Annotated in this window: 15 protein-coding genes, 1 tRNA gene and 3 pseudogenes; 18 read left to right on the top strand and 1 reads right to left on the bottom strand. The window is 56.4% G+C overall.

Going from position 1 to position 23,942, the window contains the following annotated elements:
* Positions 1-2 precede the first annotated feature (2 nt).
* The 17 genes and pseudogenes from fdhE (at position 3) to ACQKP2_RS03580 (ending at position 22,001) form a co-directional block, all read left to right on the top strand.
* Positions 3-929, top strand: a complete 927-nt coding sequence (gene fdhE, locus ACQKP2_RS03660) for a formate dehydrogenase accessory protein FdhE (RefSeq protein ID WP_427574421.1) — start codon at positions 3-5, stop codon at positions 927-929.
* Positions 930-1,058: 129 nt separating this feature from the next.
* Positions 1,059-2,489, top strand: a complete 1,431-nt coding sequence (gene selA / locus ACQKP2_RS03655) for an L-seryl-tRNA(Sec) selenium transferase (protein WP_427574420.1) — start codon at positions 1,059-1,061, stop codon at positions 2,487-2,489.
* A complete protein-coding gene (selB, locus tag ACQKP2_RS03650) occupies positions 2,486-4,390 on the top strand; it encodes a selenocysteine-specific translation elongation factor (RefSeq protein ID WP_427574418.1) in 1,905 nt (634 codons plus the stop codon). The genes selA and selB overlap by 4 nt, the downstream gene beginning before the upstream one ends.
* 18 nt (positions 4,391-4,408) lie before the next feature.
* A tRNA-Sec gene (locus ACQKP2_RS03645) sits at positions 4,409-4,504 on the top strand.
* A gap of 99 nt (positions 4,505-4,603) precedes the next feature.
* A complete protein-coding gene (locus ACQKP2_RS03640; RefSeq protein ID WP_427574417.1) occupies positions 4,604-5,692 on the top strand; it encodes an AI-2E family transporter in 1,089 nt (362 codons plus the stop codon).
* A gap of 239 nt (positions 5,693-5,931) precedes the next feature.
* Positions 5,932-7,155 (top strand): EAL domain-containing response regulator, encoded by a 1,224-nt coding sequence (locus ACQKP2_RS03635; RefSeq protein WP_427574416.1) that lies wholly within the window; start codon positions 5,932-5,934, stop codon positions 7,153-7,155.
* A 135-nt stretch (positions 7,156-7,290) separates the two neighbouring features.
* Positions 7,291-7,833, top strand: a pseudogene (locus tag ACQKP2_RS03630) (MCP four helix bundle domain-containing protein); the annotation flags it as partial.
* Between the two features lie 60 nt (positions 7,834-7,893).
* Positions 7,894-8,916: a methyl-accepting chemotaxis protein gene (locus ACQKP2_RS03625; protein WP_427574524.1), complete on the top strand. Its 1,023-nt coding sequence runs from the start codon at positions 7,894-7,896 to the stop codon at positions 8,914-8,916.
* Between the two features lie 133 nt (positions 8,917-9,049).
* A complete protein-coding gene (locus ACQKP2_RS03620; protein ID WP_427574415.1) occupies positions 9,050-9,433 on the top strand; it encodes a hypothetical protein in 384 nt (127 codons plus the stop codon).
* A 65-nt stretch (positions 9,434-9,498) separates the two neighbouring features.
* Entirely contained in the window at positions 9,499-9,825 is a 327-nt protein-coding gene (locus tag ACQKP2_RS03615) for a hypothetical protein (RefSeq protein WP_427574414.1), read from the top strand.
* 107 nt (positions 9,826-9,932) lie between these two features.
* Positions 9,933-12,749 (top strand): ATP-binding protein, encoded by a 2,817-nt coding sequence (locus ACQKP2_RS03610; RefSeq protein WP_427574413.1) that lies wholly within the window; start codon positions 9,933-9,935, stop codon positions 12,747-12,749.
* Positions 12,739-13,926, top strand: coding sequence for an EAL domain-containing response regulator (locus ACQKP2_RS03605; RefSeq protein ID WP_427574412.1), 1,188 nt, complete (start codon positions 12,739-12,741; stop codon positions 13,924-13,926). Before ACQKP2_RS03610 ends, ACQKP2_RS03605 begins: the two co-directional genes overlap by 11 nt.
* A gap of 50 nt (positions 13,927-13,976) precedes the next feature.
* The gene (locus ACQKP2_RS03600) at positions 13,977-17,243 is read left to right on the top strand and encodes an ATP-binding protein (protein ID WP_427574410.1); all 3,267 of its coding nucleotides are present in this window, start codon (positions 13,977-13,979) and stop codon (positions 17,241-17,243) included.
* A 37-nt stretch (positions 17,244-17,280) separates the two neighbouring features.
* Complete coding sequence (locus ACQKP2_RS03595; RefSeq protein WP_427574409.1) at positions 17,281-17,934, top strand: response regulator; 654 nt, start codon at positions 17,281-17,283, stop codon at positions 17,932-17,934.
* A gap of 286 nt (positions 17,935-18,220) precedes the next feature.
* A pseudogene (locus ACQKP2_RS03590) lies at positions 18,221-18,955 on the top strand (MCP four helix bundle domain-containing protein); the annotation flags it as partial.
* 78 nt (positions 18,956-19,033) lie between these two features.
* Positions 19,034-19,843 (top strand): annotated as a pseudogene (locus tag ACQKP2_RS03585) (methyl-accepting chemotaxis protein); the annotation flags it as partial.
* A 562-nt stretch (positions 19,844-20,405) separates the two neighbouring features.
* Positions 20,406-22,001, top strand: a complete 1,596-nt coding sequence (locus ACQKP2_RS03580; RefSeq protein ID WP_427574408.1) for a diguanylate cyclase domain-containing protein — start codon at positions 20,406-20,408, stop codon at positions 21,999-22,001.
* Here the strand turns inward: ACQKP2_RS03580 and ACQKP2_RS03575 are convergent.
* The gene (locus ACQKP2_RS03575; RefSeq protein ID WP_427574406.1) at positions 21,998-22,645 is read right to left on the bottom strand and encodes an MliC family protein; all 648 of its coding nucleotides are present in this window, start codon (positions 22,643-22,645) and stop codon (positions 21,998-22,000) included. The genes ACQKP2_RS03580 and ACQKP2_RS03575 overlap by 4 nt on opposite strands.
* Before the next feature lie 310 nt (positions 22,646-22,955).
* Here ACQKP2_RS03575 and ACQKP2_RS03570 point away from each other — a divergent pair, with 310 nt between their 5' ends.
* A complete protein-coding gene (locus ACQKP2_RS03570) occupies positions 22,956-23,936 on the top strand; it encodes a quinone oxidoreductase family protein (protein WP_427574404.1) in 981 nt (326 codons plus the stop codon).
* The last annotated feature ends 6 nt before the right edge of the window (positions 23,937-23,942 follow it).

The raw sequence follows: 23,942 nt of genomic DNA, 5'->3' as shown, positions 1-23,942 counted from the left end.
CGTTGCCAACCATCCTCGAACCCGGGCAAATCGAAGCGGCGGCCAGTTCGCCGCCGTTTCTGCACCTGCCACCTGCCAATCTGTTCACGCTTCGCGCCGAGCGTCTCGAACTGCTGGCCCAGGGGCATCCGCTGGCCGACTACCTGCGCCTGCTTGCCGGGCTATGCCGGGCGCAGCAACAGGTACTGGACGATCCGCCTGCGAGCGAACCGCTGGACCGACAACGCATCGAGCTGTGCCAGCAGCACGGACTGCCACCCTTTGCTGCCGACAGCCTGAGTCGCGAGGACGACTGGCAGGCCTGTCTTGATACCTTGTTGCAGCGCTATGTCGCCCCCGATCAACCCGCCGTGCTCGATGCCCTGCAAACGCTGCGCGAAGCGGGCCAGGGACAACGCCGCGCCTGGGCGGTGGCGCTGGTCAGCGGCCAGTATTCGCTGGTGCCCGCGGCACTGGTGCCGTTTCTCGGTGCGGCGCTGCAAGTGGCCTGGAGCCATTGGCTTTTGTGTACGCCGAACCTGCAACTCTCGCCCGGCGCCAGCCTCAGTCAATGCCCGGCCTGCGGCTCGCCCGCCATGGCCGGGGTGATTCGCCATCGCGGCAAACACAATGGCTTGCGTTATCTGGTCTGCTCCCTGTGTGCCTGCGAATGGCACGTGGTGCGGGTCAAGTGTGTGTACTGCGAGCAGAGCAAGGGCCTTGAATACCTCAGCCTCGAAGATGATCGCCACGCCGCCAACCAGGCGCCGCTGCGGGCCGAGGTCTGTCCGGGGTGCAACAGTTACCTCAAATTGCTCTATCTGGAAAACGATGCGCTCGCCGAAGCCCTCTCGGCGGACCTGGGCAGCCTGATGCTGGACATGCGCCTGGCCCAGGACGGTTACCAGCGGCTTGCGCCGAATCTGTTGCTGGCACCGGGAGACGAGTGAGCACAGGGTCTACACTCTGGCACGTAGGCCACTGTGGGAGCGAGCCTGCTCGCGATGGGGCCGGGTCAGGCGCCGTCAATCGCCAAATTGACCGGAGCCGGCCAATCCCTTCGAATTCCGGAGCGCCCGATGCCTGCAAACCCTGCCAGCCAATCACCACGATTACCTTCCATCGACAGCCTGCTGAGACACCCCGTATGCCGGCCACTGGCTGAACGCTACGGGCGCGATTCACTGTTGGCCGCGTTGCGCCAGCTGCTCGATGAGTTGCGTGCAGGCGTACTGAAGGGTCAGGTCGCCGCTGTTGAAACCAGCCCCGAAGTGCTGGCCGGCCGGGTCAGCGAACGCCTCGCCACTCAGCATCGAAGTCGCGTACGCCGGGTGTTCAACCTCACCGGCACCGTTCTGCACACCAATCTGGGGCGGGCCTTGTTGCCCGATGAAGCCATCGATGCCGTGCAAATGGCGGCGCGTTATCCGTTGAACCTGGAGTTCGACCTGCATAGCGGCAAGCGCGGCGACCGTGACGATCTGATCGAAGGGCTGATTCGCGAACTGACCGGCGCCGAGGCGGTGACGGTGGTCAACAACAATGCCGCGGCGGTGCTGCTGAGCCTCAATAGTCTGGGCGTACGCAAGGAAGGCATTATTTCCCGGGGCGAACTGATTGAGATCGGCGGCGCCTTTCGCATTCCCGACATCATGGCCCGGGCCGGGGTCAAACTGCACGAAGTCGGCACCACCAACCGCACCCATGCCAAGGATTACGAGGCGGCCATCGGCCCGCGCAGCGGGCTGGTGATGCGCGTGCATGCGAGCAATTACAAGATTCAGGGGTTCACCACCAGCGTACCGACCGCGGAACTGGCGCAGCTCGCTCATCGGCATGGTTTGCCATTGCTCGAAGACCTCGGCAGCGGCAGCTTGCTGGACCTGACCCGCTGGGGACTGCCCGCCGAACCCACGGTGCGCCAGGCCTTGCTCGATGGCGCCGATATCGTCACCTTCAGTGGCGATAAGTTGCTCGGCGGACCGCAGGCCGGGTTGATTGTCGGGCACAAGGAGCTGATTGCGCGCATCAAGAAAAATCCGCTCAAGCGCGCACTGCGGGTCGACAAACTGACCCTGGTGGCCCTCGAAGCGGTGCTGGGTCTTTACCGAAATCCGGATTGCCTGGCCGAACGCCTGCCCAGCCTGCGCCTGCTGACCCGTCCACAGGCCGCTATCCTCACCCAGGCGGAACGCCTGCAACCCTCGTTGGCAGCGGCATTGGGCGATGCCTGGAACGTCAGCGCGGTAACGGCGCTGGGCATGATCGGCAGCGGCAGCCAACCGGTGGCGAGATTGCCCGGCGCGGCGTTATGCCTGCGTCCGCTGTGTTCCAAACGCCTGCGCGGGCGATACCTGCTCGCGCTGGAAGCGGCATTGCGCGACTTGCCGATACCGGTGCTCGGTCGTATCGATGACGACGCGTTATGGCTCGATCTTCGGCAACTGGACGATGAACCGGCCTGGCTGGCGCAACTCGATCAATTGCAGGTGGAGGGCCGGGCAGGGTGATCGTCGGCACGGCGGGGCACATCGATCATGGCAAGACGGCGTTGCTTGAGGCGTTGACCGGGCAGGCCGGTGACCGGCGCCGGGAGGAACGCGAGCGGGGCATGACCATCGATCTGGGCTACCTCTACGCAGCGCTGGCGCCGGGCGCCCCCCTGACCGGTTTCATCGATGTGCCCGGCCATGAGCGGTTCACCCATAACATGCTGGCCGGCGCGCAGGGCATCGATCTGGTGTTGCTGGTGATCGCTGCCGATGACGGTGTGATGCCACAGACCCGGGAACACCTGGCCATCGTCGAGCTGCTGGGCATTCCAGGGGCATTGGTGGCGATCAGTAAATGTGACCGGGTCGAGCCCTTGCGAGTGCAAGCGGTGCGTGAACAAATCACCCGTCTGTTGGCACCCGGCCCCTACGCCGGAGCGCCGGTGATCGCATTGTCGAGCAGGACCGGAGAGGGCATCGAAACCTTGCGTCTGGCCCTGTTGCAGGCGCAGCAAGAGGTGGCGCAACGCAGCCTCGACGGCGGCTTTCGCCTGTCGATCGATCGGGCGTTCAGTGTGGCCGGCGCGGGTCTCGTGGTGACCGGTACGGCAGTGTCGGGGCAGGTTGCCGTAGGTGACACACTGATGCTGGGCCCCCTCGATAAACCGGTTCGGGTCCGTGGCCTGCACGCTCAGAACCAGGCCGCCAGCACCGCCATGGCCGGTCAGCGTGTGGCATTGAACCTCAGTGCCGAACGCCTGGCACTGGAGCAGGTTCATCGCGGCCAGTGGCTGGCCAGCGAGTGGCTGTACGCGCCGACAAGACGCCTGGACATCGATTTGCGCCTGCTGCCCGACGAAACCCGTGCCCTCGAACATTTCCAGCCGGTGCATGTACATATCGGCACCCAGGACCTGACGGGCCGGGTGGCGTTGCTTGAAGGTGCCAGCCTGGCGCCGGGCGAACGCATGTTCGCGCAAATCCTGCTCAATGCGCCGGTTCAGGCGGTCAAAGGCGACCCTCTGATCCTGCGTGACCAGAGCGCACAACGCACCCTTGGCGGCGCACGGGTACTCGACCCGTTCGCACCGACCCGACAACGTCGCAGCCCGCAACGGCTGGCGCAGCTGCAGGCCCTGGCCGCCAGCAGGCACCTGGAAGCGATACTGCCGGTGTTGCTGGGCAACAGTGATACCGGGCTCGATCCCCAACGCCTGGAGCGCCAGTTCAACTGCCTGCGCGCCAACTGGGTATTGCCACAAGACGTGCGCCTGATCCAGACGCGGCTTTGCCCGGTGCTGTTTGGCGCGGCACGCTGGCAGACATTAAAGGAGCGGGTGGTACAACACCTTGCGCGTTTCCATGAACTGGAGCCGGATCAAATGGGGCCGGACCGCGACCGTTTGCGGCGCTTCGCCGGGACGCCGCTGGAACGCCCGGCGTTTCTCGCGCTGCTGGATGAACTGCTGGCCGACGGCCGTATCACGGCCAGCGGGCCCTGGTTGCATCTGCCTGACCATCAGCTACGCCTGAGCGAGGAGGACGAGAAGCTGTGGCAAAAACTGCAACCGCAGTTCGACGCCGCCGGGTTCGATCCACCGTGGGTACGCGATCTGGGGCAGGACGAGGCGGCCGTGCGTTCGCTGCTGCGCAAGATGGCCAGGTTGGGACTTGTCCATCAGGTGGTACGTGACCTGTTCTACACCGACGCATTGATCCGTAGTCTGGCGGCTATGCTGTTGCAATTGGCTGACAACGACCCGGTGATCCAGGTGGCGGCGTTTCGCGATGCGGTGGGGCTGGGACGCAAGCGCAGCATACAGATCCTGGAATACTTCGACCGGCTCGGCCTGACCCGGCGCCTTGGCGACCGGCGCCAGATCCGCACGGACAACGCGCTGGCCCGCCAAGAGCACTGATTCGCAGGTTGATTTCAAGGAAGGTAATCGCGCCCGGTGGCGCGGCCGGGCTTCAAACCCGGTTGGGGACGGCATCCGTTCCCGGGCAGGTTCGACTCCGGCTACCTTCCGCCATTTCTCAGGCAAACGCGGCGGACAATCGCGAATCCGCCTGAGCGTCTATGCTGGGCTTACTGACGTCAAACCTACTCGTCGAACTGCCAGGAGACCCCCATGGAGCCCACCCCGCTATTAGAGAGGACCTGGACCCGCGGACTGCTCGATGTGTTGATCCGCGCCGGCCTGATTCTGGTGTTGGTGCTGTTCTGCTTTCAGATTTTCAGCCCGTTCCGGGACTTGATGCTGTGGTCGCTGATCCTGGCCATTACCCTCTATCCGTTGCAGCAGAGACTCATGGGCCCGCTGGGGGAAAAGGAAGGACGCATCGCCACGCTGATCGTGTTGATTTCGGTGGTGATACTCCTGGTGCCGATTTACTTGCTGGGCACTTCGATTGCCGACTCGGTGGATAACGCCATGACCATCGTCAAGGACCAGGGTCTGCAGATTCCCCCACCGAACGAGGCGGTCGCCGGATGGCCGGTCATCGGCAAGCCGCTGTCGGCGATCTGGCTTCAGGCCGCCACTGATCTTCCCGGCCTGACCGCCAAATACATCCCGCAAATCAAGGACATCAGCCTGGCATTGCTTGGCAGGGTGGCGGGTGTCGGCATGGGGTTCCTGACCTTTATATTCGCGTTGATCATCGCCGGGATTTTCATGGCCTACGGCAAGGCCGGAAGCCATGCCGCGTCGCAGATCGCCTCGCGGCTCAACGGCCCGGTGAAAGGGCCGAAAATCGCCGCATTGTGCACCGCAACAATCCGCGCGGTTGCGTTGGGCGTGGTCGGCATCGCCTTCATTCAGATGATGCTGGTGGGCCTGGGCCTGGTGTTCAAGGGCGTGCCTGGCGCCGGCCTGATGGCGTTGGGGGTGCTGTTGCTGGGCATCATGCAGCTGCCGGTGACCATCATCACGATACCGGTGATCATCTGGGTGTTCGCCACGGAGGGACCGAGCACCGCCACCATCGTCTTCGCCATTTACATCTTTGTGGCGGGCCTGGTGGACAACGTTCTGAAACCCTTGCTGCTGGGCCGCGGGGTCGATGTGCCGATGCCGGTGGTGCTGATCGGCGCATTGGGTGGCATGGTCACCAGCGGCATCATCGGCCTGTTCATCGGCCCGGTGGTGCTTGCGGTCGGCTATCAACTGTTCTGGGAGTGGGTGGAGGATCGGTCTCAGGAAGAGGGTGGGGTTTAGCCGGGTTTGCGGGCGTCGTGGCTTTTAAGGATTGGCTGATGGAAAGCTTTGTCGGTCATCAAGACAATTGATCAGGCCTGAACGGACATTGTCATCAGGATCTGAATCCGGTTTCACATGACATTCAAAACGGCAGGGTGCGGGATGACACGCAGGCTCAATTCAACCTGAGAATGCTCCTCCCGATCTAAATGGAGAAATGGCATCGATCCGGGTATGGATTGCCAAGGGACGTATCGATGTCGTACAGCTTGTTGATTGTCGAGGGAGAGCGGCTACCGCACAGCTTTTTTCGTGTCATTGAAGAGGGCATGGGGGATGTGACCCTCAGGGTCGTTGACACCTGCGACGATGCCATCGAGCTGTTGAAGCGGCAGACCTTCAACATGGTATTGAGCAGCTTGTCCATGCCAGAGGTGCAAACCGCACAACTGATCCGCAGGTTGGCCATTGCTGGGCATAAACCGGCACTCGCCATTCTGCATACCGCAAGCCGTCGGGCCATCCTGAATGTCAACCTGGCTGCCAGGCATTCGGGTGTCATCATGGTCGGGGTTGTAACAAATCCCATGGATCTGATTTCCCTGCGGGCTGTGCATCTCAGATCGCTGGCTCTGCGCGAGGTTGCAGAGAAAGGGCGCATCGGTACACACCAGTACGATCCTGCATTGCTCAGCAGCGCATTGCACCAGAATCAGATCCGTCCATGGTTCACGCCACGCAGAAATCTGCGCACTGGATGTATCAGCGGTGCCGACGCAGTCGCCTGCTGGAGTCATCCACAAACCGGAAGGCTGCTGGCGAAGGATTTTTTGCCCTCTGACACGGATGCCGATTTCGACGAAGCACTCCTGACGCAAATGCTTGAGGGCGTGATTGCGGCACAGACCACCTGGCTGCATCTGGGCTACACAATTCCCGTCTGGATCGAATTGCCTGGACACTTGTTGTGCCGTGCAGGCATGTCCGATCGACTCTATCAGCAGGTAGTCAGTCTCTATGGGCAACCCCGGCTGATCGGATTTCAGTTGACCAGGGGTTCGACCGTCGAGGGCTGGAACCATTTGGCCGGCGCTATGGAACAGCTGCGCAGCACCGGCTTTGGCGTTGTTCATGATGATCGCGGTCAGGGTTACAGTCGCTATTTGAATCCCGATCCACCGCCGTTCAGTGAAATCAGGATATTCCCGCCTCTTGTGCGTAGCGCTGTGGCCAATGAAAAAGTAGCCGCTTCATTGGCGAGCATTGTTGCGCAAAGTCATCAGTCAGGGCTGCCGGTTATAGCGGGCGGAATAACCACTGCAGAAGAAATTGCGCTGTTGCAGCGTATTGATTGTGATGAGGTGCAGGAACCTTTCAATGCCCCTCCGATGCCGCTGCAAAAATTCACCGGAATGTTGAGTGCCTGTTGGGATTTGCAGGGCTCAATACATGACTTTAAGGATTGCCTGATAGCTCGCTGAGTCATGCCTGTTTAAGCTGAATCTAAACTGTTTTTCAATGTTCGTTACGATCTCGCGCGGCTCCATGTTTCGGGAAAATTGCCTAAAACAATGATGTCGCCGGTTTTGTAAGACACTGCCGTAAAGGTTGAAAATATGCTGCTTAGAAGGTTCAGGCTGACCCACCGCGCTTTGTTGGTGTTTTTGATAATAAATATACTGGTCATCATGCTCGGTAGTATTTCGCTGTGGCAAACGGGCAGGGTGCGAGCGGCGGCGGTTGAAATTGAAAAGAACTGGATGGAGAGTGTGCGTCAGGCCAGCCAGATTGAATCCATGGTACTGAGATTACGACTTGAGTCATTCCGCGCCATTAGTGCCAATAACGAAGAGGTGCGAAAGTCGTCGCTCGACACCATAACCAATACAAGAGCGAAACTTGAACAGCTGTTGGGCGGTTATCAGCAACAAGTCAGTAGCAGCGAAGAGCAACAGATCTATGAAACGACCAAGGCTGGTATGGCGAATTACTCCAGCAAGTTGGACACGCTCTTGACGCTCATAGAAGCCGGAAAGCAGGATGAAGCAATAGCCTTTATTAATACTGCCATTCGCCAGCCCACCAACGAGCTGCAATTGACCATTGGCAAACTGGTAGAGCTGAACCGTTTGGGCGGTCAACAATCAGGCATCGATTCAGAAGAAACTTATCAAAGTTCCATAAAAACCATCATTGGACTGAGTGGGGCCATCCTGGTGATGAGCGTACTGCTCGGTATTGCATTTGCAAGAAGTATCAGTGTGCCGTTGCTCACCGTTCTGGCAATCAACCAGAAAATTTCCGAAGGTGACCTCAGGAACGATGTCCAGTTAAGCGGAAATGATGAACTGACCGATCTGATGGTTTCTACGGCTGCCATGCAAGCCAGCCTGCGTGAAACGATCCGACACATCGGCGATTCATCCACCCAGCTGGCGTCGGCCGCAGAAGAGATGCACAGCGTGACTGAAGAGTCGAATCACGGCATGCAGCGACAAAACAATGAGATCGAACAAGCGGCGACGGCGGTCAACGAAATGACCGTGGCCGTTGAAGAAGTTGCGCGAAATGCGGTGTCTGCGTCGGAATCCGCGCAAGTCTCCGAGCAATCGACTCGCACCGGTTCCGAGCGGGTCACAGAGACCGTTGCAGCCATTCGCAAACTGACGTCGATCGTCGAGAACACCAGTGCGCAAGTGGAAGGGCTGGCAGGCAAGGCGCAGAACATCACCAAGGTGCTGGATGTGATCCGCGCCATTGCCGAACAGACCAATCTCCTGGCCTTGAATGCCGCGATTGAAGCGGCCCGGGCCGGTGATCAGGGCCGTGGCTTCGCGGTGGTGGCGGACGAAGTGAGAGCCTTGGCGCATCGCACCCAGGAGTCCACCAAGGAAATCGAAAGCATGATCGGCGACATTCAGGTCGGTGCCGAACAGGCCGTGCTGGCCATGTCGCAGAGCTGTATCAACGCCCAGGACACCCTCGGCGTTGCTCAGGAAGCCGGCGCGGCGTTGGCCGTCATCGCAAAATCAATTACCGATATCAACGAGAGAAACTTTCTGATTGCCACTGCCTCCGAAGAGCAGGCCCAAGTGGCTCGTTCAGTCGATTCCAACTTGATCAGCATCCGCGATCTTTCGATGCAAACGTCTGCAGGCGCCCATCAAACGGCGGCGGCCAGTAATGAGCTTTCCAGGCTGGCTATAGCAATGGCGGAATTGACCAGGAAATTCCTGACTTGAGTTGACCGGGCCTTGAAAGCGACAGAGCGACAGGCTTGCCGCTTTGTTGCTTTCGTAAACACTTTCCGGAAAAAACGGCGCCACGTTGAACAATAACGTCGATGATTTATGAGCGGCACTGTTGAGGTAGTAAATGGACACCGCGATCAAAAACATTCCACTTTCAGAAGTACACTCGTTGGCTGAACCTGTACCAAGCGAATACCACGCATTCATTGACGAAATTCGTGAAGCGACGACTCATGCCGCCGCCATTCGAGAGTCAGTCGCCAGCGCAGCCTCCAATCTGGGGTTGAACATGTTGTCGGCAAACCAGGAGTTGGTGCAGGCACACCGCCAGTTGTGCAATGTATTGAACCTTGCCGAAGTCAAACAACGTTCGGCCATCGACCGTCTGGAGAAACAGTCACGCAAGACACTTCATGAAGTCATGTTTCGGGCCATTATGGTCCTGGGCATTTCCGCCGGTATTGGTGGAGTCGTTGGTGGAGCGATCACCCAGTTGGCCTTTCGTTGAGCCGTACTCAACCGCCGGAACTTGAACACCTTGACCCCCATTTGCAGTTTGAGTTGGAGGCAGTAATGAAAATAGCCGATCTTGATATGGCTGAATTGATTGACGCCGTCGGCGTTGCACTTGTGCCTGTAATCTTCAAGGGCGTGGAAAAAGAAACACCTGCCTATGCCCTGCGTGAGCGCGCCCGTCTCAATGGCGAAATAATGGGGCGCTTCGCGGCGGTACTTTATTGTGGCGATGAAGTCGGTACCGACATTCTTGAATTGATCGATCTGTTTACTGCGCATATGCGTGGTAAGCATCTGCAATCCATGGATCGATTCCTGGGGCCGGGCGGGGCGTTGAGTGTATTGCGCCATTCGCCGGATCAAGCACTTCGAACACCCAAATAATCAGCTTCGGACCGCGTATCGAATAGCCTGTCGGTTGAGCACCCATCAACCGCATTTTAAGGTTTGCCTGATGGTGGACAGCTGGACGGGGCGCTTAACCTTGCGCCATGAAACTCAAGCAATTCCTGCAACCCGCCGATTCCTATTTCTCCACGCCAAAAGCTGCGCGCAGACTTCTGCGGTTGTTCGCACAGTTTTTAGTCCTGGGGACGATTGCCGGTGCACTGGTTTCGATCCTTTCAATTTTCAGTAGCGAGATATCGCGTCGCCAAGGCTATTTGAATGACGCGATTGTCAACGCGCGGGTGTTTTTCACTCAGCGCGAAGCATTGCTCAAATTGCTTGTGCTCTCATCGGTCAATGACCTGGATGAGGGCAGGGCGAATGCCGGTGCGCAAAAAGACTGGTATGTGGATATCGGTCATCCTGGTAAAGGGTGGAGCTTGCACCTGACCGATGCCATGACGGAGTTCATGAAAGACAAGCGACTCAACCTCGTTTATGTCCCTGAAGAACCCAACACCCCAGGTATTTACCTCAGCAAAGCGGTCACTTTTTTAACATCGATATCACAAGATACGCTGCGAAGGTTGCGTACCCTCGATGCCCCGTCAGCCGGCGCGGCCCACTGCATCTGGCTCAGTGATCAAGGTTCATCTTCACCACGGCTCTATCTGTTCACGCGGGCGGCGCCTGATCGCCCGAACGCTGGCTGGATTGGCATGGAGATGGATGCTTCGGACGTTTCCAGTTCCCTGCATGACGACAGTGCGGGGCAATTTCTGATGCTCAATCCTCATGGTGACGTGATGATGAGCAGTACGGGCTATGGGCGCAACGCGCCACCGGTGCTGAAAGTGGAAATGGGCCACGTTTTCGGTCTGTCCGGTGAAGGCGTTGTACCGAACCAATTGGTGATGCAAAGGCAGCTGGGTTACTCGGACTGGAAGATCTTCTACACGATTGATCTTCTGTCCTTGTTGAGTGTGTTTTGCTGGCCGTTGACGATTTCGTTTTTCCTGATATCGATTACCGCCTTTCTGGTGTATCGACTGGTATCGCGGATTGAACGGCGTTTGATCACGCCTGCCACGCAACGCATCGATGCACTGATAGAAAGTGAAGCGTTCAGTCGGGCCGTCATTCAGACGGCCCCGGTCGCACTGTGCGTATTGCGTCGGGCGGATGGCCAGGTGGTACTTGAAAACCGTCTGTCGGAGCAGTGGCTGGGCGAGTGCAATGAGCGCGAAAGGCTGTGTCATCGCTGGATAGAACAGGCTTTCGATAACAACGAAACGAATCAGTCGGACGAGTTCCAGGCGGGCAATGGTCGCCATCTGTATCTGAGTTTCGTCAGAACCCGTTACAACGCGGAGGATGTTCTTTTTTGTGCATTCAGCGATATCAGTTCACGAAAACAGGTAGAAGCGGCCCTGGCCATGGCCAAGCAGATGGCCGATGCCGCCAATGAGGCTAAAACGCTGTTTCTTGCGACCATGAGCCATGAAATTCGCACCCCCTTGTACGGCGTGCTGGGTACGCTGGAACTGCTTGCAAAAACTGAACTGCGGCCTCAGCAAAAAGCCTATTTGCACGCCATTGAAAACTCTTCTTCTACCTTGTTGAACCTGGTTTGCGATGTCCTGGATGTTTCAAAAATAGAAGCAGGGCAGTTGGCGCTCAATATTCAGGATTTTTCACCACTGGAGCTGGTTCATAACGTCATTCAGAGTTATGTCGCGGCGGCTCGCAGCAAGGGGCTTTCAATCTATTCGTTCATCGATCCGGTTATTCCGGGGATGTTACGCGGAGACCTTACAAGGATCCGGCAAATATTGAACAACCTGCTCAATAACGCCGTGAAATTCACTGAGAGCGGGCAGATTGTATTACGCGTGAAAGTGGGCGCTTTGGAAGGGGGGCGGATCAAGACATTGTGGCAAGTGTCGGACAGTGGCCCAGGTATTGCCCTGGAAGATCAGGCCTATCTGTTCGACCCGTTTTACCAGACTGGCAACAGTACGAATGTGATTGCAGGCACCGGCTTGGGGCTGTCGATATGCCAGCGTCTTGCGGAGCTGATGAATGGCAATATTCGAGTAGTCAGTGCACCCGGCCTCGGCAGCAGCTTCACACTGGAGGCAGCGCTGGAGGCGTTGGCTCCAGCGGCGGAAATGCCGGCCAGGTCAAAATTGTCCCCCGAGGTGGTGTATGTCTACTCCCCGGCGTTGGAAATGTCGGAGTACATAGCGAGCTGGCTGCGTCATTGGGGAGCCAGGACCCAGATCGGATATCCGCCCGGTAATCATTGCGGGGAAAAGGGCGTGTTGATTGAAATTTATCCATATGAAACATCTCACGTATGCCCTGAATGGGACGGACCAAGGATTGTCATCACTTCGCAGGAGTTAGCAGAAGAACGACAGTCGCCTCGACTCCGAAACATTCAGCCCAATGATCTGAATGCACTGTTCGACGCGGTTCTTCAGTTCCAGGGGGACTTGAATGCGTCACAAACACTTATTGAAAGTGAACCGAGCAGGAAACTGGATTTGAACATCCTGGTTGCCGAGGACAACGTTATCAACCAGTTGATTTTGAAGGATCAACTCGAAGCGCTGGGCTGTCGTGTGATCGTTGCGCAAAACGGCTCCGAAGCATTGATGCTCTGGAACGGAGATGACTTTGACGTGGTGCTGACCGACATCAACATGCCGGGGATGAATGGCTACGATTTGGCCAGGGAATTACGCCGCATCGGATGCAGGGCCCCCATTGTTGGCGCCACGGCCAACGCCATGCGTGATGAGACTGATCGTTGCCTGAGCGCAGGTATGCAGCAATTGTTGGTAAAGCCATTTGGTTTGGGGGCGCTTTATAACTGCATGCAACAGTACGAAGGGATGAACATCGATGGCTTATAGAATTCTGGTTGTCGAGGATCATCCTTTTCAGCATGGGTACCTGCTCGGTTTGCTCAACGATCTGAGTGGTTTATCCGTTACTTCAGCTTTCAATGGAGAAGAGGCACTGGCGGCAATCAAGGCTGAGCATTTCGATCTGGTCTTGAGTGATTTGATGATGCCAGGAGTGGATGGCATACAGCTTGTACAGAGGATTGGCAAACTCTCCCGAAAACCGGCCCTGGCCTTTATGAGCTCCGGGTCCGGAAGAATGATGACCAGCGCCAGTTTCGCCGCCAGAAGCCTGGGTTTCAACGTGTTGGGTCTGATCGCAAAACCGGTGAATGTCGGCGCTTTACGAAAATTGCTGGACCAACTCGTCGCTCTGGATTCGGTCGAAGACGCCTCAGTGAGAGCGCCTGCACACCATAGCCTTGCCGACCTCAGTCTTGCGTTGAAAACAGGGCAGATACAACCGTGGTTTCAACCGAAAAAAAGTTTGGCGACCGGGCGGATTGTAGCGGCAGAGGCCTTGGCCCGATGGAAGCATCCAAGCCTGGACGTATTGCTGCCCAGAGACTTCTTGCCCGGAATCATTCGTCATAACCTGGAGGAAGAATTGCTCATGCAATTCGTCACCCAAACCATTGCCGCACAAACCCTGTGGCGTCGTCATGGTTACGACGTGCCAGTTTCAATCAATTTGCCTACACATCTGCTCGATAGCGATGAGTTGCCCGATCGACTGTATGAACGGGTCATTCAAGAAGGAGGGACGCCGTCAAGAATAGGATTCGAACTGATGGAGAACTCTGCCACCGAAGACCTTGGGCATTATTTCGCAGGTGTCTGTCGTTTGCGGTTCAAGGGCTTTGGTTTGGCCCAGGATGACTTCGGCAAAGGCTACAGCTCCTATTTCAATCTGGTATCCACACCCTTTACCGAGTTGAAAATCGATCGCTCACTGGTCAACGGCTGCGTCGAAAACGAATACCTGGCCGCTGCGCTTTCCAGCATCGTTTCGCTGGGTAAACACCTGGGGCTCAACGTTGTGGCCGAAGGCGTGGAAACCCAGGAAGAGTTGGCATTGTTGAGCCGAATTCATTGTGATCAGGTGCAAGGCTTTCTGATCTCCAAAGCAGTGGACCCCCAACTGTTCCTGCGACTGCAAACCGAAGCCGGCCCCGCCATCCATTGACAGCATTGCGCAATCCACCCGGTCCAGTGAGCGAACCTTGGCTAAGGTTCATGCAGTGCTTTTTGCGCGGCATAACTTTTTTGAGAGGTTTGATGAATACGGACACGCTGTTCGCGCGATTGGCAAGAAGCTCGGTACGCCTGAGCTCCGGCCTTCTGCTGTCCTTGGGAGTGGTGTTTTTGCTGGTCATGACCAATGCACGGGCAATCATCCTTCTGCTCGATAGCGAACAAGGCAAGGCCGAAGTGCATTTCGCCAGGGTCCTGGAAAACGTTCGAGAGCAGGAAGCCTTCCTTGGAGAAATTTCAGATGCCCTGGTGGCGCCCAACGACCACATGCAAATGGATGCAGGCCTGCTCAAACAAGGCCTGCAATTCAATGATTCAGGCGCAGATTTTTATGAGGTGTCCGACAGTGATTTTTCATTGTCCTTTACCGTTGCCCAAATGGAGGGGCAGGGCGAGCAAAGTCTGAGGGCCCTGTCTGTAATAGGCTGGCATTTGACCAATTTTTACAGTCGGTTCTGGTCACAGTCGCACTTTCTATCCCCCCAGGTTTTTGTCCTCAGTCCCCAGAGCCAGGCGAGTATCGCGGTTCCTGCCATCGGGAAGTTTCGTAATGAAACTTTTCTTTCCCGAAAGAACTACGACGCGATCACAGGTCACCTGCGCCAGCAGGCCATGGTCGACCCTGCGCGCTTTCAAGATCACGCCGTACATTGGATTCAAGTGGCCTCGAAGTCGCCCTTGGCAAGCGACAGTATGGAGGTGGCCGCTTTTGTCGCCGGAGACCTGCCCATCAATGCCTTGCGTACGCAAAGCGGCATGGATCAGGTGATGGTCGCCACAATGTTTGACCTGCGTCACTTGCTGGAGGGAACAACGGGCCTGGACCTGCCTTTTCATGGAGGTTTTACGCTCATCGCCCCTGCCGGAGAAGTGCTGACTGGCCAGTTGCATGCACCTGCGCAAAACCCGGGGATTTCGTTGTCATCCGATGGTTTATTGATTTCGGTTTTTGATACGTCCATAAAGCACGAGCGCTGGGCAGCCCAGTATTCCGTTGGATACGGCACCCTGTTGAAGTGGGCGACCGTACCCCTGCTACGCTTGCTCATCATTTCACTTGTGCTGTTTGCACTGTTCCGGTGGCTCTACCGCTACTACCAAACGCATGTTGTCGTTCCGGCGAAAACTGCGCACGCCCAACTCATCGAAAGCAGGTTATTCAATCAATCGGTCATCGAAAGCGCACCTGCCGGGCTGATTGTCATTCGGATTTCCGATGGCTCGATCATTCTGGAAAACAAGCGGGCGGAAATTAACCGGGCCGTGTCTCAGACCATCGTCCGGATGCTGCGAAAGCCCTATACCAGCTTGAACGGCGAGGCTTGCATGGCTCTCGAGGGGCGTTACTTTCTGGTCAGTTACTCATCGGCTCGATACCTGGAACAGGACGTGCTGCTTTGTACCTTTTCGGATGTTACCGAGCATCGACAGCGCTCGCAGGCATTGCACCAGGCCAAGTTGGCGGCGGAGAAGGCCAATGAAGCCAAAACCATCTTCCTGGCCACGATGAGTCATGAAATACGTACACCCTTGTATGGCGTACTCGGAACGCTGGAGCTTCTGGGGCAGACAGAACTGGATAAACGCCAGGTTGGCTATCTGCATACGATGCAGGTGTCTTCTTCGACGGTGCTGCAAATCATCAGTGATGTACTGGATGTATCGAAAATTGAATCCGGACAGTTGACCCTGGACGCCGAGGATTTCTGTCCGCTGGATCTGGTAGAGGACGTGGTGTCATCGCATATCGCCGGCGCCCGGTCGAAAGACCTGCAGATATATGCCTGTGTTGATCCGAACATCCCGGATTTTCTGCATGGCGACAGGGTGAAAATTTACCAGGTCTTGAACAACTTGCTGGGTAATGCCATCAAGTTTACCAATATGGGTCGTGTCGTTTTGCGCTGCCATTTATCAAGACCGGACAACCTTGATCCAAGCCTGGTATTTCAAGTTGCCGACACAGGCATCGGTATCACACCGGATCAGCAACGCCACATTTTCGAGCCCTTCTACCAGGCCCGTACCAGCAATCTGGTCAGTGGCACAGGCTTGGGTTTATCCATTTGCAGCCGGTTTGTCGAGCTGATGGGAGGCCACCTCAGTGTTGTCAGTGAGGAGGGACTGGGCAGCAGTTTCACTGTCAGTCTACCTTTCACCGAACCCGAATCCGGTATGGCGAAAGTTTCCGATATCGCGCTCGATGGGCGGCAGGTCTATGTGCGTGCGCCCGCTCGTGAATTGTCGGACAACATTTGTGCCTGGTTGACCCGATGGGGAGCCAGCGCTGCCGTGGTTTCAACAAGATCCCATGAAATGCTCTCCAGTGGTTTGCTTGTCGACGTGCTCGGCGCCGGTGAGCTTCCCTATGGCTGGAAGGGCAAGCGATTGATTTGCGAACACGATGGGCCTGAAGTTGCCGAGGTGACTGAGTCGGGTTTCAGAGTCAGTGCCCATCACGTTCGCAGCATCGCCAGGGGCGTCTTGATGGTCACCAGCGAAACCGGCACGCCCGCCCATCAAGTGCCCGCCACTACATCGCAAAAATTGGAACTGAGGGTTCTTGTGGCCGAGGATAACCTCATCAATCAGGCTATTCTCAAGGAGCAACTCGAAGCGCTGGGTTGCAGTGTCATTCTCGCCGGCAATGGCGCGCAGGCGTTGCAATTGTGGAGCCAGGAAAGCGTTGATGTGGTGCTGAGCGATGTGAACATGCCCGTCATGAACGGTTATGAACTTGCACGGGCGATACGGGCAAAAAATACACAAGTGCCCATCATCGGCATCACAGCCAACGCAATGCGTGATGAAGGCGAACGCTGCCAGGGCGCTGGCATGGACTCATGGATGGTCAAGCCGTTGAGCCAGGCGCACCTGCTCGATGTGTTGGCCAGCGTGCGACCTGCGCGGCAGCACATTGCTCCAGTGACGGGGCTTGCGTCTGAAACCGAGTCAGATGGTCATGCAGAAATACTCGTTCTTTCCGAGGCAATGCGTCGTGTCTTTCATAAATCCATGGAACAGGACATGGAGGCCATTCGTTCAGCTGTTGCATCCGGCGCGCTAGAGGAAACTATCCAGAAACTGCATTCGGTCAGTGGCGCCTTGTCCGTGGTGCGTGCCGAACAACTGTCGCAGATGTTCGGACGGTTGGAGCATCAACTGCGTGAGGATGCATTGAATGCCTCCTTGGCCGCCGAGATAGAACAGGCTCTCGAGATGCTTTCCCGACTACTCAAATCAATATGAACGATGTCACCTGAGCCATTCATCTATGGACACCTTAATGAGCAAGCAAAAAATCACTGTCGTCATCGCGGATGATCATCCAATAGTGTTGCTTGGCGTACGCGAACTGATCGAGCGTGACGATCGCTTCAAGGTAGTCGGGGAGGCAATCAACTCAAGCGAACTGATCAAAGTACTGAATGCCGAGAATCCCGACATATTGATCACTGATTACAATATGCCAGATCACTCCATTTATGGTGATGGATTGAAGTTGGTGAAGTACTTGTCACGTAACTATCCGTCGTTGCAAGTACTTATCTTAACGATGGTTTCCAACGGTCTTATTCTTTCGAGGCTCTATGACCTGGGCGTTGCCGGGGTGGTTCAAAAGAGCCAATTGCATGCTGAAATCCAGCGCGCACTGGATGCATTGAGCCAAAAGCGCCGTTATAAGTGTCCTGCGTTGAACAAATCTTCTGTCATGGACGAGGGGCGCAATGTCGAGCAGCGCCTGGCGCTGCTATCGCTGCGCGAACTTGAGATCCTGCGTTTGTTCGTTTCGGGAATGAGTTTGCGTGATATCGCAATCGACCAGAACCGCAGTGCGAAGACGATCAGCACCCAGAAAGTCGCCGCCATGCGCAAGCTTGAAGTGAATAGTGACCAGGAACTTATAACGTTTTGCCTGGAGGCGAACCTGTTTCAATGAAGGTTTTTTATATGAATATTTCGACAGCCGGACCGACGGGCTGCACTGATTGCTGAGCTGATTTTAAGGATTGCCTGATGGATGGGGAGGGCGCGGCTCAGTAATGTACGCCAGTGTGGCTTGCATCTATTGAATGCCATAGAAAATATTTGTAGCGCTGTCCTGACCTGGCTGAAACCAAGGATGGTTGACCATGAACGCTGTCATGGTCGATTTGATCACGTGTCACCGGGATCCGGGTGCCGCTCGAGATTTATATTACCCATCGATCATGGCGGTGCTGTAGATGTTTGTCAGAAATATGAAATTGGTACCTCGGACGCTGCTCAGTTTTGGGGTGACCTGCGTATTGATTCTTGTACTGGGCTGGCAATCGCTTTGGCGTATGGACAACGTGCAGTGGGCGATTGGTGATCTGCAAGACAACTGCATGCCCAGTGTTCAGCAGGCAGCGAAAATAGAGTCGGTTACTTACAAACTGCGTGTTGCAAACCTGTTTTTCGCCATGAGCGATGCGCAGACCCTCAGCGCGAATATGGAACAAGTGACCAAGCTGAAAGACTCCCTGAAAGCGGAGACGCTTGCTTATATTCCCTTGATCTACGGATCTGAAGAGCAGGCATTGTTCGACAGCGTCAATGCCAATGTGAATGCATTCGTCACGCAAATCGATCAACTATTGGCGTTGGGTGCTACCGGTTCACAAAAAGAACTGGTGCAATTCATTAGAAGTAATTCCGCACCTGCTGCCGAGCGCGTATTGAAGTCCACGCAAGACCTGCAACGCTTGATGAGCGGCAGGAGCGAGAAGTCCAGTACGATGGCTCGCAATGAGGCTCATGAAAGTAAAGTGGCCACCATCGTCATCTTGAGTCTCGCGCTTGTGGTGACATTCATCCTGACTTTCGTGTTCACCCGCAGCATCATTGTGCCTTTGCGCGAGTTGCTGGCCGCCACGAAGAACATTGCCTCGGGCAACCTCGTGGGTGAGGTGACGGTGTCCGGAAAGGATGAAATCTCCGAACTGCAAGTGTCTACGGCTGAAATGTTGGTCAGCCTGAAAAGCACCATCGTTCATATCTCCGATTCATCATCGCTGCTGGCCGCTGCGGCGGAGGAAATGAACGCCATTACCCATGAGTCCAATGCCGGTGTGCAGCAGCAGAGCATGGAGACGGAAATGGCGGCGACGGCGGTGAATCAGATGACCACGGCTGTCGAAGAGGTCGCGCGCAACGCGGTCGCTGCTTCTGTTTCTACCCAGCAATCGGAGCATTCCGCGCGCACCGGTATGAGCAGGGTGTCTGAAACGATTTCCTCCATCGAGAACCTGAGCACGGCCGTTCAAGGGACCAGCGCCGAGATTGAACAATTGGCCGTCCAGACCGAAAACATCGCCAAGGTACTGGACGTGATCCGCGCCATTGCCGAGCAAACCAACCTGCTGGCATTGAACGCTGCAATCGAAGCGGCGAGAGCGGGCGAACAAGGTCGTGGTTTTGCGGTTGTCGCCGACGAAGTGCGTGCATTGGCACACCGTACTCAGGCGTCTACGCAAGAAATAGAACAGATGATCAAGAACGTCCAGGCAGGTTCGGAAATGGCCGTTTCGTCCATGAAACAGACGGATATCGAAGCAACGGCGACGTTGAAGATAGCCCGGGAGGCAGGCGCGGCAATCACGGAAATAACCCGGGCAGTATCGGAAATCAATGAACGCAACTGTTTGATTGCTACCGCCTCGGAAGAACAGGCGCAAGTTGCAAAGTCTGTTGACAAGAATTTGGTGAGTATAAATAACCTCTCGGCCCAGAGTACTACCGCCGCGGATCAAATATTCATCGCCAGTGGCGAATTATCTTCGCTGGCATCCGATCTGAACAAGTTGGTCGGTCGTTTCACCATTTGATACCTCGGGCTGTCGAATCGGCTCGCCATGAATAATCTACGCACATCATCAGGAGGGTCGCTTCGCCTTGCTGATGATGTGCGGTGAGCAAAAAAATTGTAAAAGCGCAGTGTTACACCCCCCATCGGTAGGAGTCGAAAAATGGCGCCCGAATTCAAGACGCAGTTCCCGGACAGTTTGAGTACGATATTTATTTCGGAAAAAGAGACCTGTGATGTAAATCGGTTTATCCAACAATACATTGAAAGTAGAAACCTGGACTCAAGCTTTCAACTGGCATCCGAAATCAGTGCCGCACTGAAGGACTATCCCGGGTTTTCGCCGGTCAGGCTGTATGAACTCAATGCATGGTTGGACAAAAACTACCGATCACGAGTGTGCTGTCGGCCAGTCGAAGCTTTATTGAGACTGGTTGTCAATAATAATTATATTCCGAGAGCGTCGTTTGAAGTCTCTTGATTTCGTGCGACGCACGCCGCGGTAAATGGTGATTTTTCAAGGGTGCTTATACAGAAACTTGAACGATGCGAGCAGGATCGCATTGCTGGGATGGGGACTAACGATGCGGTCTTATTTAATAAAAAAATCAAAAGTGAAGTTTTTCGCGTTTCTCACCGTTGGAATGTTGCTCGCCGCAGCGTTGATTTTTGGAGGGTTGTTTACGATCAGAGAGCTCGATACTTACATACGCAGCATGTATTACGGCAATACGGCGCCGATTGGTCACCTGGCCAGTATGCGTGCGGCGCAATTCAATGCACGGCGTCTTCAATGGCGCATATTCGCCTCTAATGACCCGGTCAAGACCGCAGAGTACGCAAAGGTCATGCAGGCCTCTTTGGGTGAAATGTCCAGGGAGTGGCAACTCTACTACCCAGAGGGCATCAGCAGTCCTGAGGAAAAGGTGGTCGCAGAACAGATCAGGATTGATCTGCCTCAGGTTCTGGCAATCATGCGCGAGAGTGTGCGCCAGCTGGAACAGGGTCACTACGACGAGGCGTTGAAGTGGTACCAGGCCCGTATTCCGTTTCTGGATCAAATGGATCAGATGCTGTCCAGGGACATTGATTTGAACCTGGCGCAAGCCAGGACTTTCGCGGTATTGAGTCAAGCGATTTTCAACAGGATTTTCTGGATTACCGTCGCGTTGTTCGCACTCGGTTCAACAGGTGGTGTCGGCTTGTCGTTGTACTGGCGTCGGCAGAGAGACAACGCCGAGCAAAAATCCCGCGAGCACCTCTGGTTGGTCGATCAGGTGTTCAACATCACTATGGATGGCGTAATCATTACCGATCGACAGGGGCGGGTCACCAAAGTCAATCCGGCGTTTACCAGGATGACCGGGTATACCGAGGATGAAGTGATGGGACAGAACCCGAGCCTGTGGTCATCCGGTCGGCAGTCCCAGGAGTTCTATGCGCAAATGTGGCGAAGCCTTTCGGAGAGCGGACACTGGCAAGGCCAGTTATGGAATCGAAAGAAGAGTGGCGATCTTTATCTGGAATCGCTGGCCATTACTGCCATTGTTGGCCTGGATGAGTCCGACCTCAACTATGCGGCAGTTTGCAGCGATATCACCCAACAACATATGGAGCAGGAGTTTCAGGGCTATCTGGCCACGCACGACCCACTGACCGATCTTCCCAACCGGCTGCTTTTCCGTGAGCGACTGACACAGGCTATCGCCCGTGGCCATCGGGCAGGTTCACAGGTTGCCATCATGTTTCTGGACCTGGATCACTTCAAGGAGATCAATGACAACCTGGGTCATTCCGTAGGAGATGCAACGCTGGCCGCCATTGCGACTCGCCTCAAAGGTTGCTTGAGGGAAGTCGATACCGTGGCACGCCTTGGCGGTGACGAGTTTGCGATTGTGCTGGAGGATATTCACGGCATTGAACAAATCGAACCGATCGCCCGCAAGTTGCTGTGGTCGGTAGGCAAGCCCATTTTCGTGGACAGGCATCAGGTCAGCGTCACGCCGAGTATTGGTGTGAGTATTTATCCCGATCATGGCGACACGCCAGAAACGCTGGTGAAACTGGCGGACCAGGCGATGTACGAAGCCAAGAACGCGGGGAAAAACGCCATCAAGCTCTACGCGAAATCAGATCTGCCACAGTCGTCTGCGACCGATGAGATTTGCGCAACGACTTAACCGGCCGGCTCGGCCTTGCAAGTCATTTCCCCTGAACCCGGCTTCTGGAACATGGCCATGTCGCCGTTTTGCCAGAAGCTGTAGGTCCCCAGAACATCCTTGCCCGTGTAACGGGCTCCCATCTCGCTCGGCACCTGACTCAGGGTGATCGAACTGCTCGCCCATTTCAGGTAAACGACACCGGGCTGAGTGATGAAGAAGGTCGCGTCGATCTTCGCGTTCAATCCCGCACAACTGAATGCCAGCGGACCTTCGGTGAGTCGATCCGGGTCCCGTGTCCTGACAATGGCCGAACCCCGGCGCAATTGATAGGCACGTTCGGCATAGCTGCGGATCGTACATGCCCTGGGCTCGCGGTCGGAGGCGCATTGATTGCGTGCTTCAACCCAGAACTGCTGGTCGATCAAGACTTTGTCGGGGCGCGGCTCGGCGTGTTCATCCGTGAGCGCCAGCCGATAGAGACGGTTGAGCTCGATATCCATACGTGCCAATTGCGCATCGCTACAGATCAGCTTTTCAACGGCCATGCGGGTACCGGCGCAGTCGAAACTGGTTTTGTAGGACGCCGCAACGGCACAGGTGCTCGCCGCCGCACACAGGCTGACGGCAAGCAAAGCGCTGCAATGGGCCATAACCGTTTTCATGTTGGTGTTACCCGGATCATGAGGCGGAGCCCGGATTGCCGTGGGATCTATCCATTCGTTGGAAAAATATTCATGCACAGGGGTGTAGGCAGTGTAAATCAGTGTTCGAAAACTGCCACACCGCCCGGCGGCCGGGTGCTTGCACAGGCAGAATCGCCATCGGGTCAAGCCATCGTGCGCACCTTGCGCCTGTCATGAAATGAAAAGTCGTTGTCGTCCTATGAGAAGCGGTTCAAAGGGCGGCGTCCTACAGTCCAGTCACTCGCATTTCGACGTACTACGCCATTAAGAGACTGGAGAATAAGAAACCATGGCCAAAGCCGTACGCTTTTACGAAACCGGTGGTCCCGAAGTATTGCGCTACGAGGACGTGGAGGTGGGGGATCCCGGCCCGGGCCAGGTTCGTCTTCGTCACGTGGCGGTGGGCCTGAACTATGCCGACACCTACTTTCGCAACGGCACCTATCCGATTCCGATGCCCAACGGCATGGGCGTCGAGGCGTCCGGCGTGGTCCAGGCCGTAGGCGAGGGGGTGACCCATGTCGCGGTTGGCGATCGAGTGACCTACACCGGTTTTCTCAACACCCTCGGGGCCTACAGCACCGAACGCCTGATTCCGGCCGCACCCCTGATCAAGCTGCCGGAAACCATCAGCTTCGAGACCGCCGCGGCCATGACCATGCGCGGGCTTACTTCTTCCTACCTGATGCGGCGCATCTACGACTTCAAGGAGGGGGACAGCATCCTCTTGCACGCTGCGGCCGGCGGCGTGGGCCTGATCGTCTCGCAATGGGCCAGGCTGCTCGGGCTGACCGTCATCGGCACGGTGTCCACCGACGCCAAAGGCGAAGTCGCCCGGGCCCACGGCTGCGACCATGTGATCAATTACAGCCATGAAGACGTGGCCGCGCGCGTTCGTGAAATCACCGATGGCACCGGCGTCAACGTCGTGTTCGACAGCGTTGGCAAGAATACCTTCATGGGCTCGCTGGACTCGCTCAAGCGTCGCGGCCTGATGGTGTGCGTCGGCACGGCGTCGGGCCCGATCCCGGCCTTCGATCCGGTGCTGCTGGCGATGAAGGGTTCGGTGTTCCTGACCCGTCCGGCCCTGGCCGACTATATCGCCGACCCGGCGGAAAAGGCCGCCCTGGCCACAGAGCTGTTCGACCACGTCGGCAGCGGCCGGATCAAGATCGAGATCAACCAGCACTATGCCTTGCAGGACGCGGTGCAGGCCCATCGTGACCTTGAGTCGCGCAAGACCACGGGCTCGTCGATTTTCGTCATTTGAGGGAGC

The organism is Pseudomonas sp. NPDC089569 (assembly GCF_050280625.1).
GTDB lineage: Bacteria > Pseudomonadota > Gammaproteobacteria > Pseudomonadales > Pseudomonadaceae > Aquipseudomonas.
The sequence above is the reverse complement of the archived record's forward strand: the minus strand, read 5'-3'. Positions and strand labels throughout refer to the sequence as shown.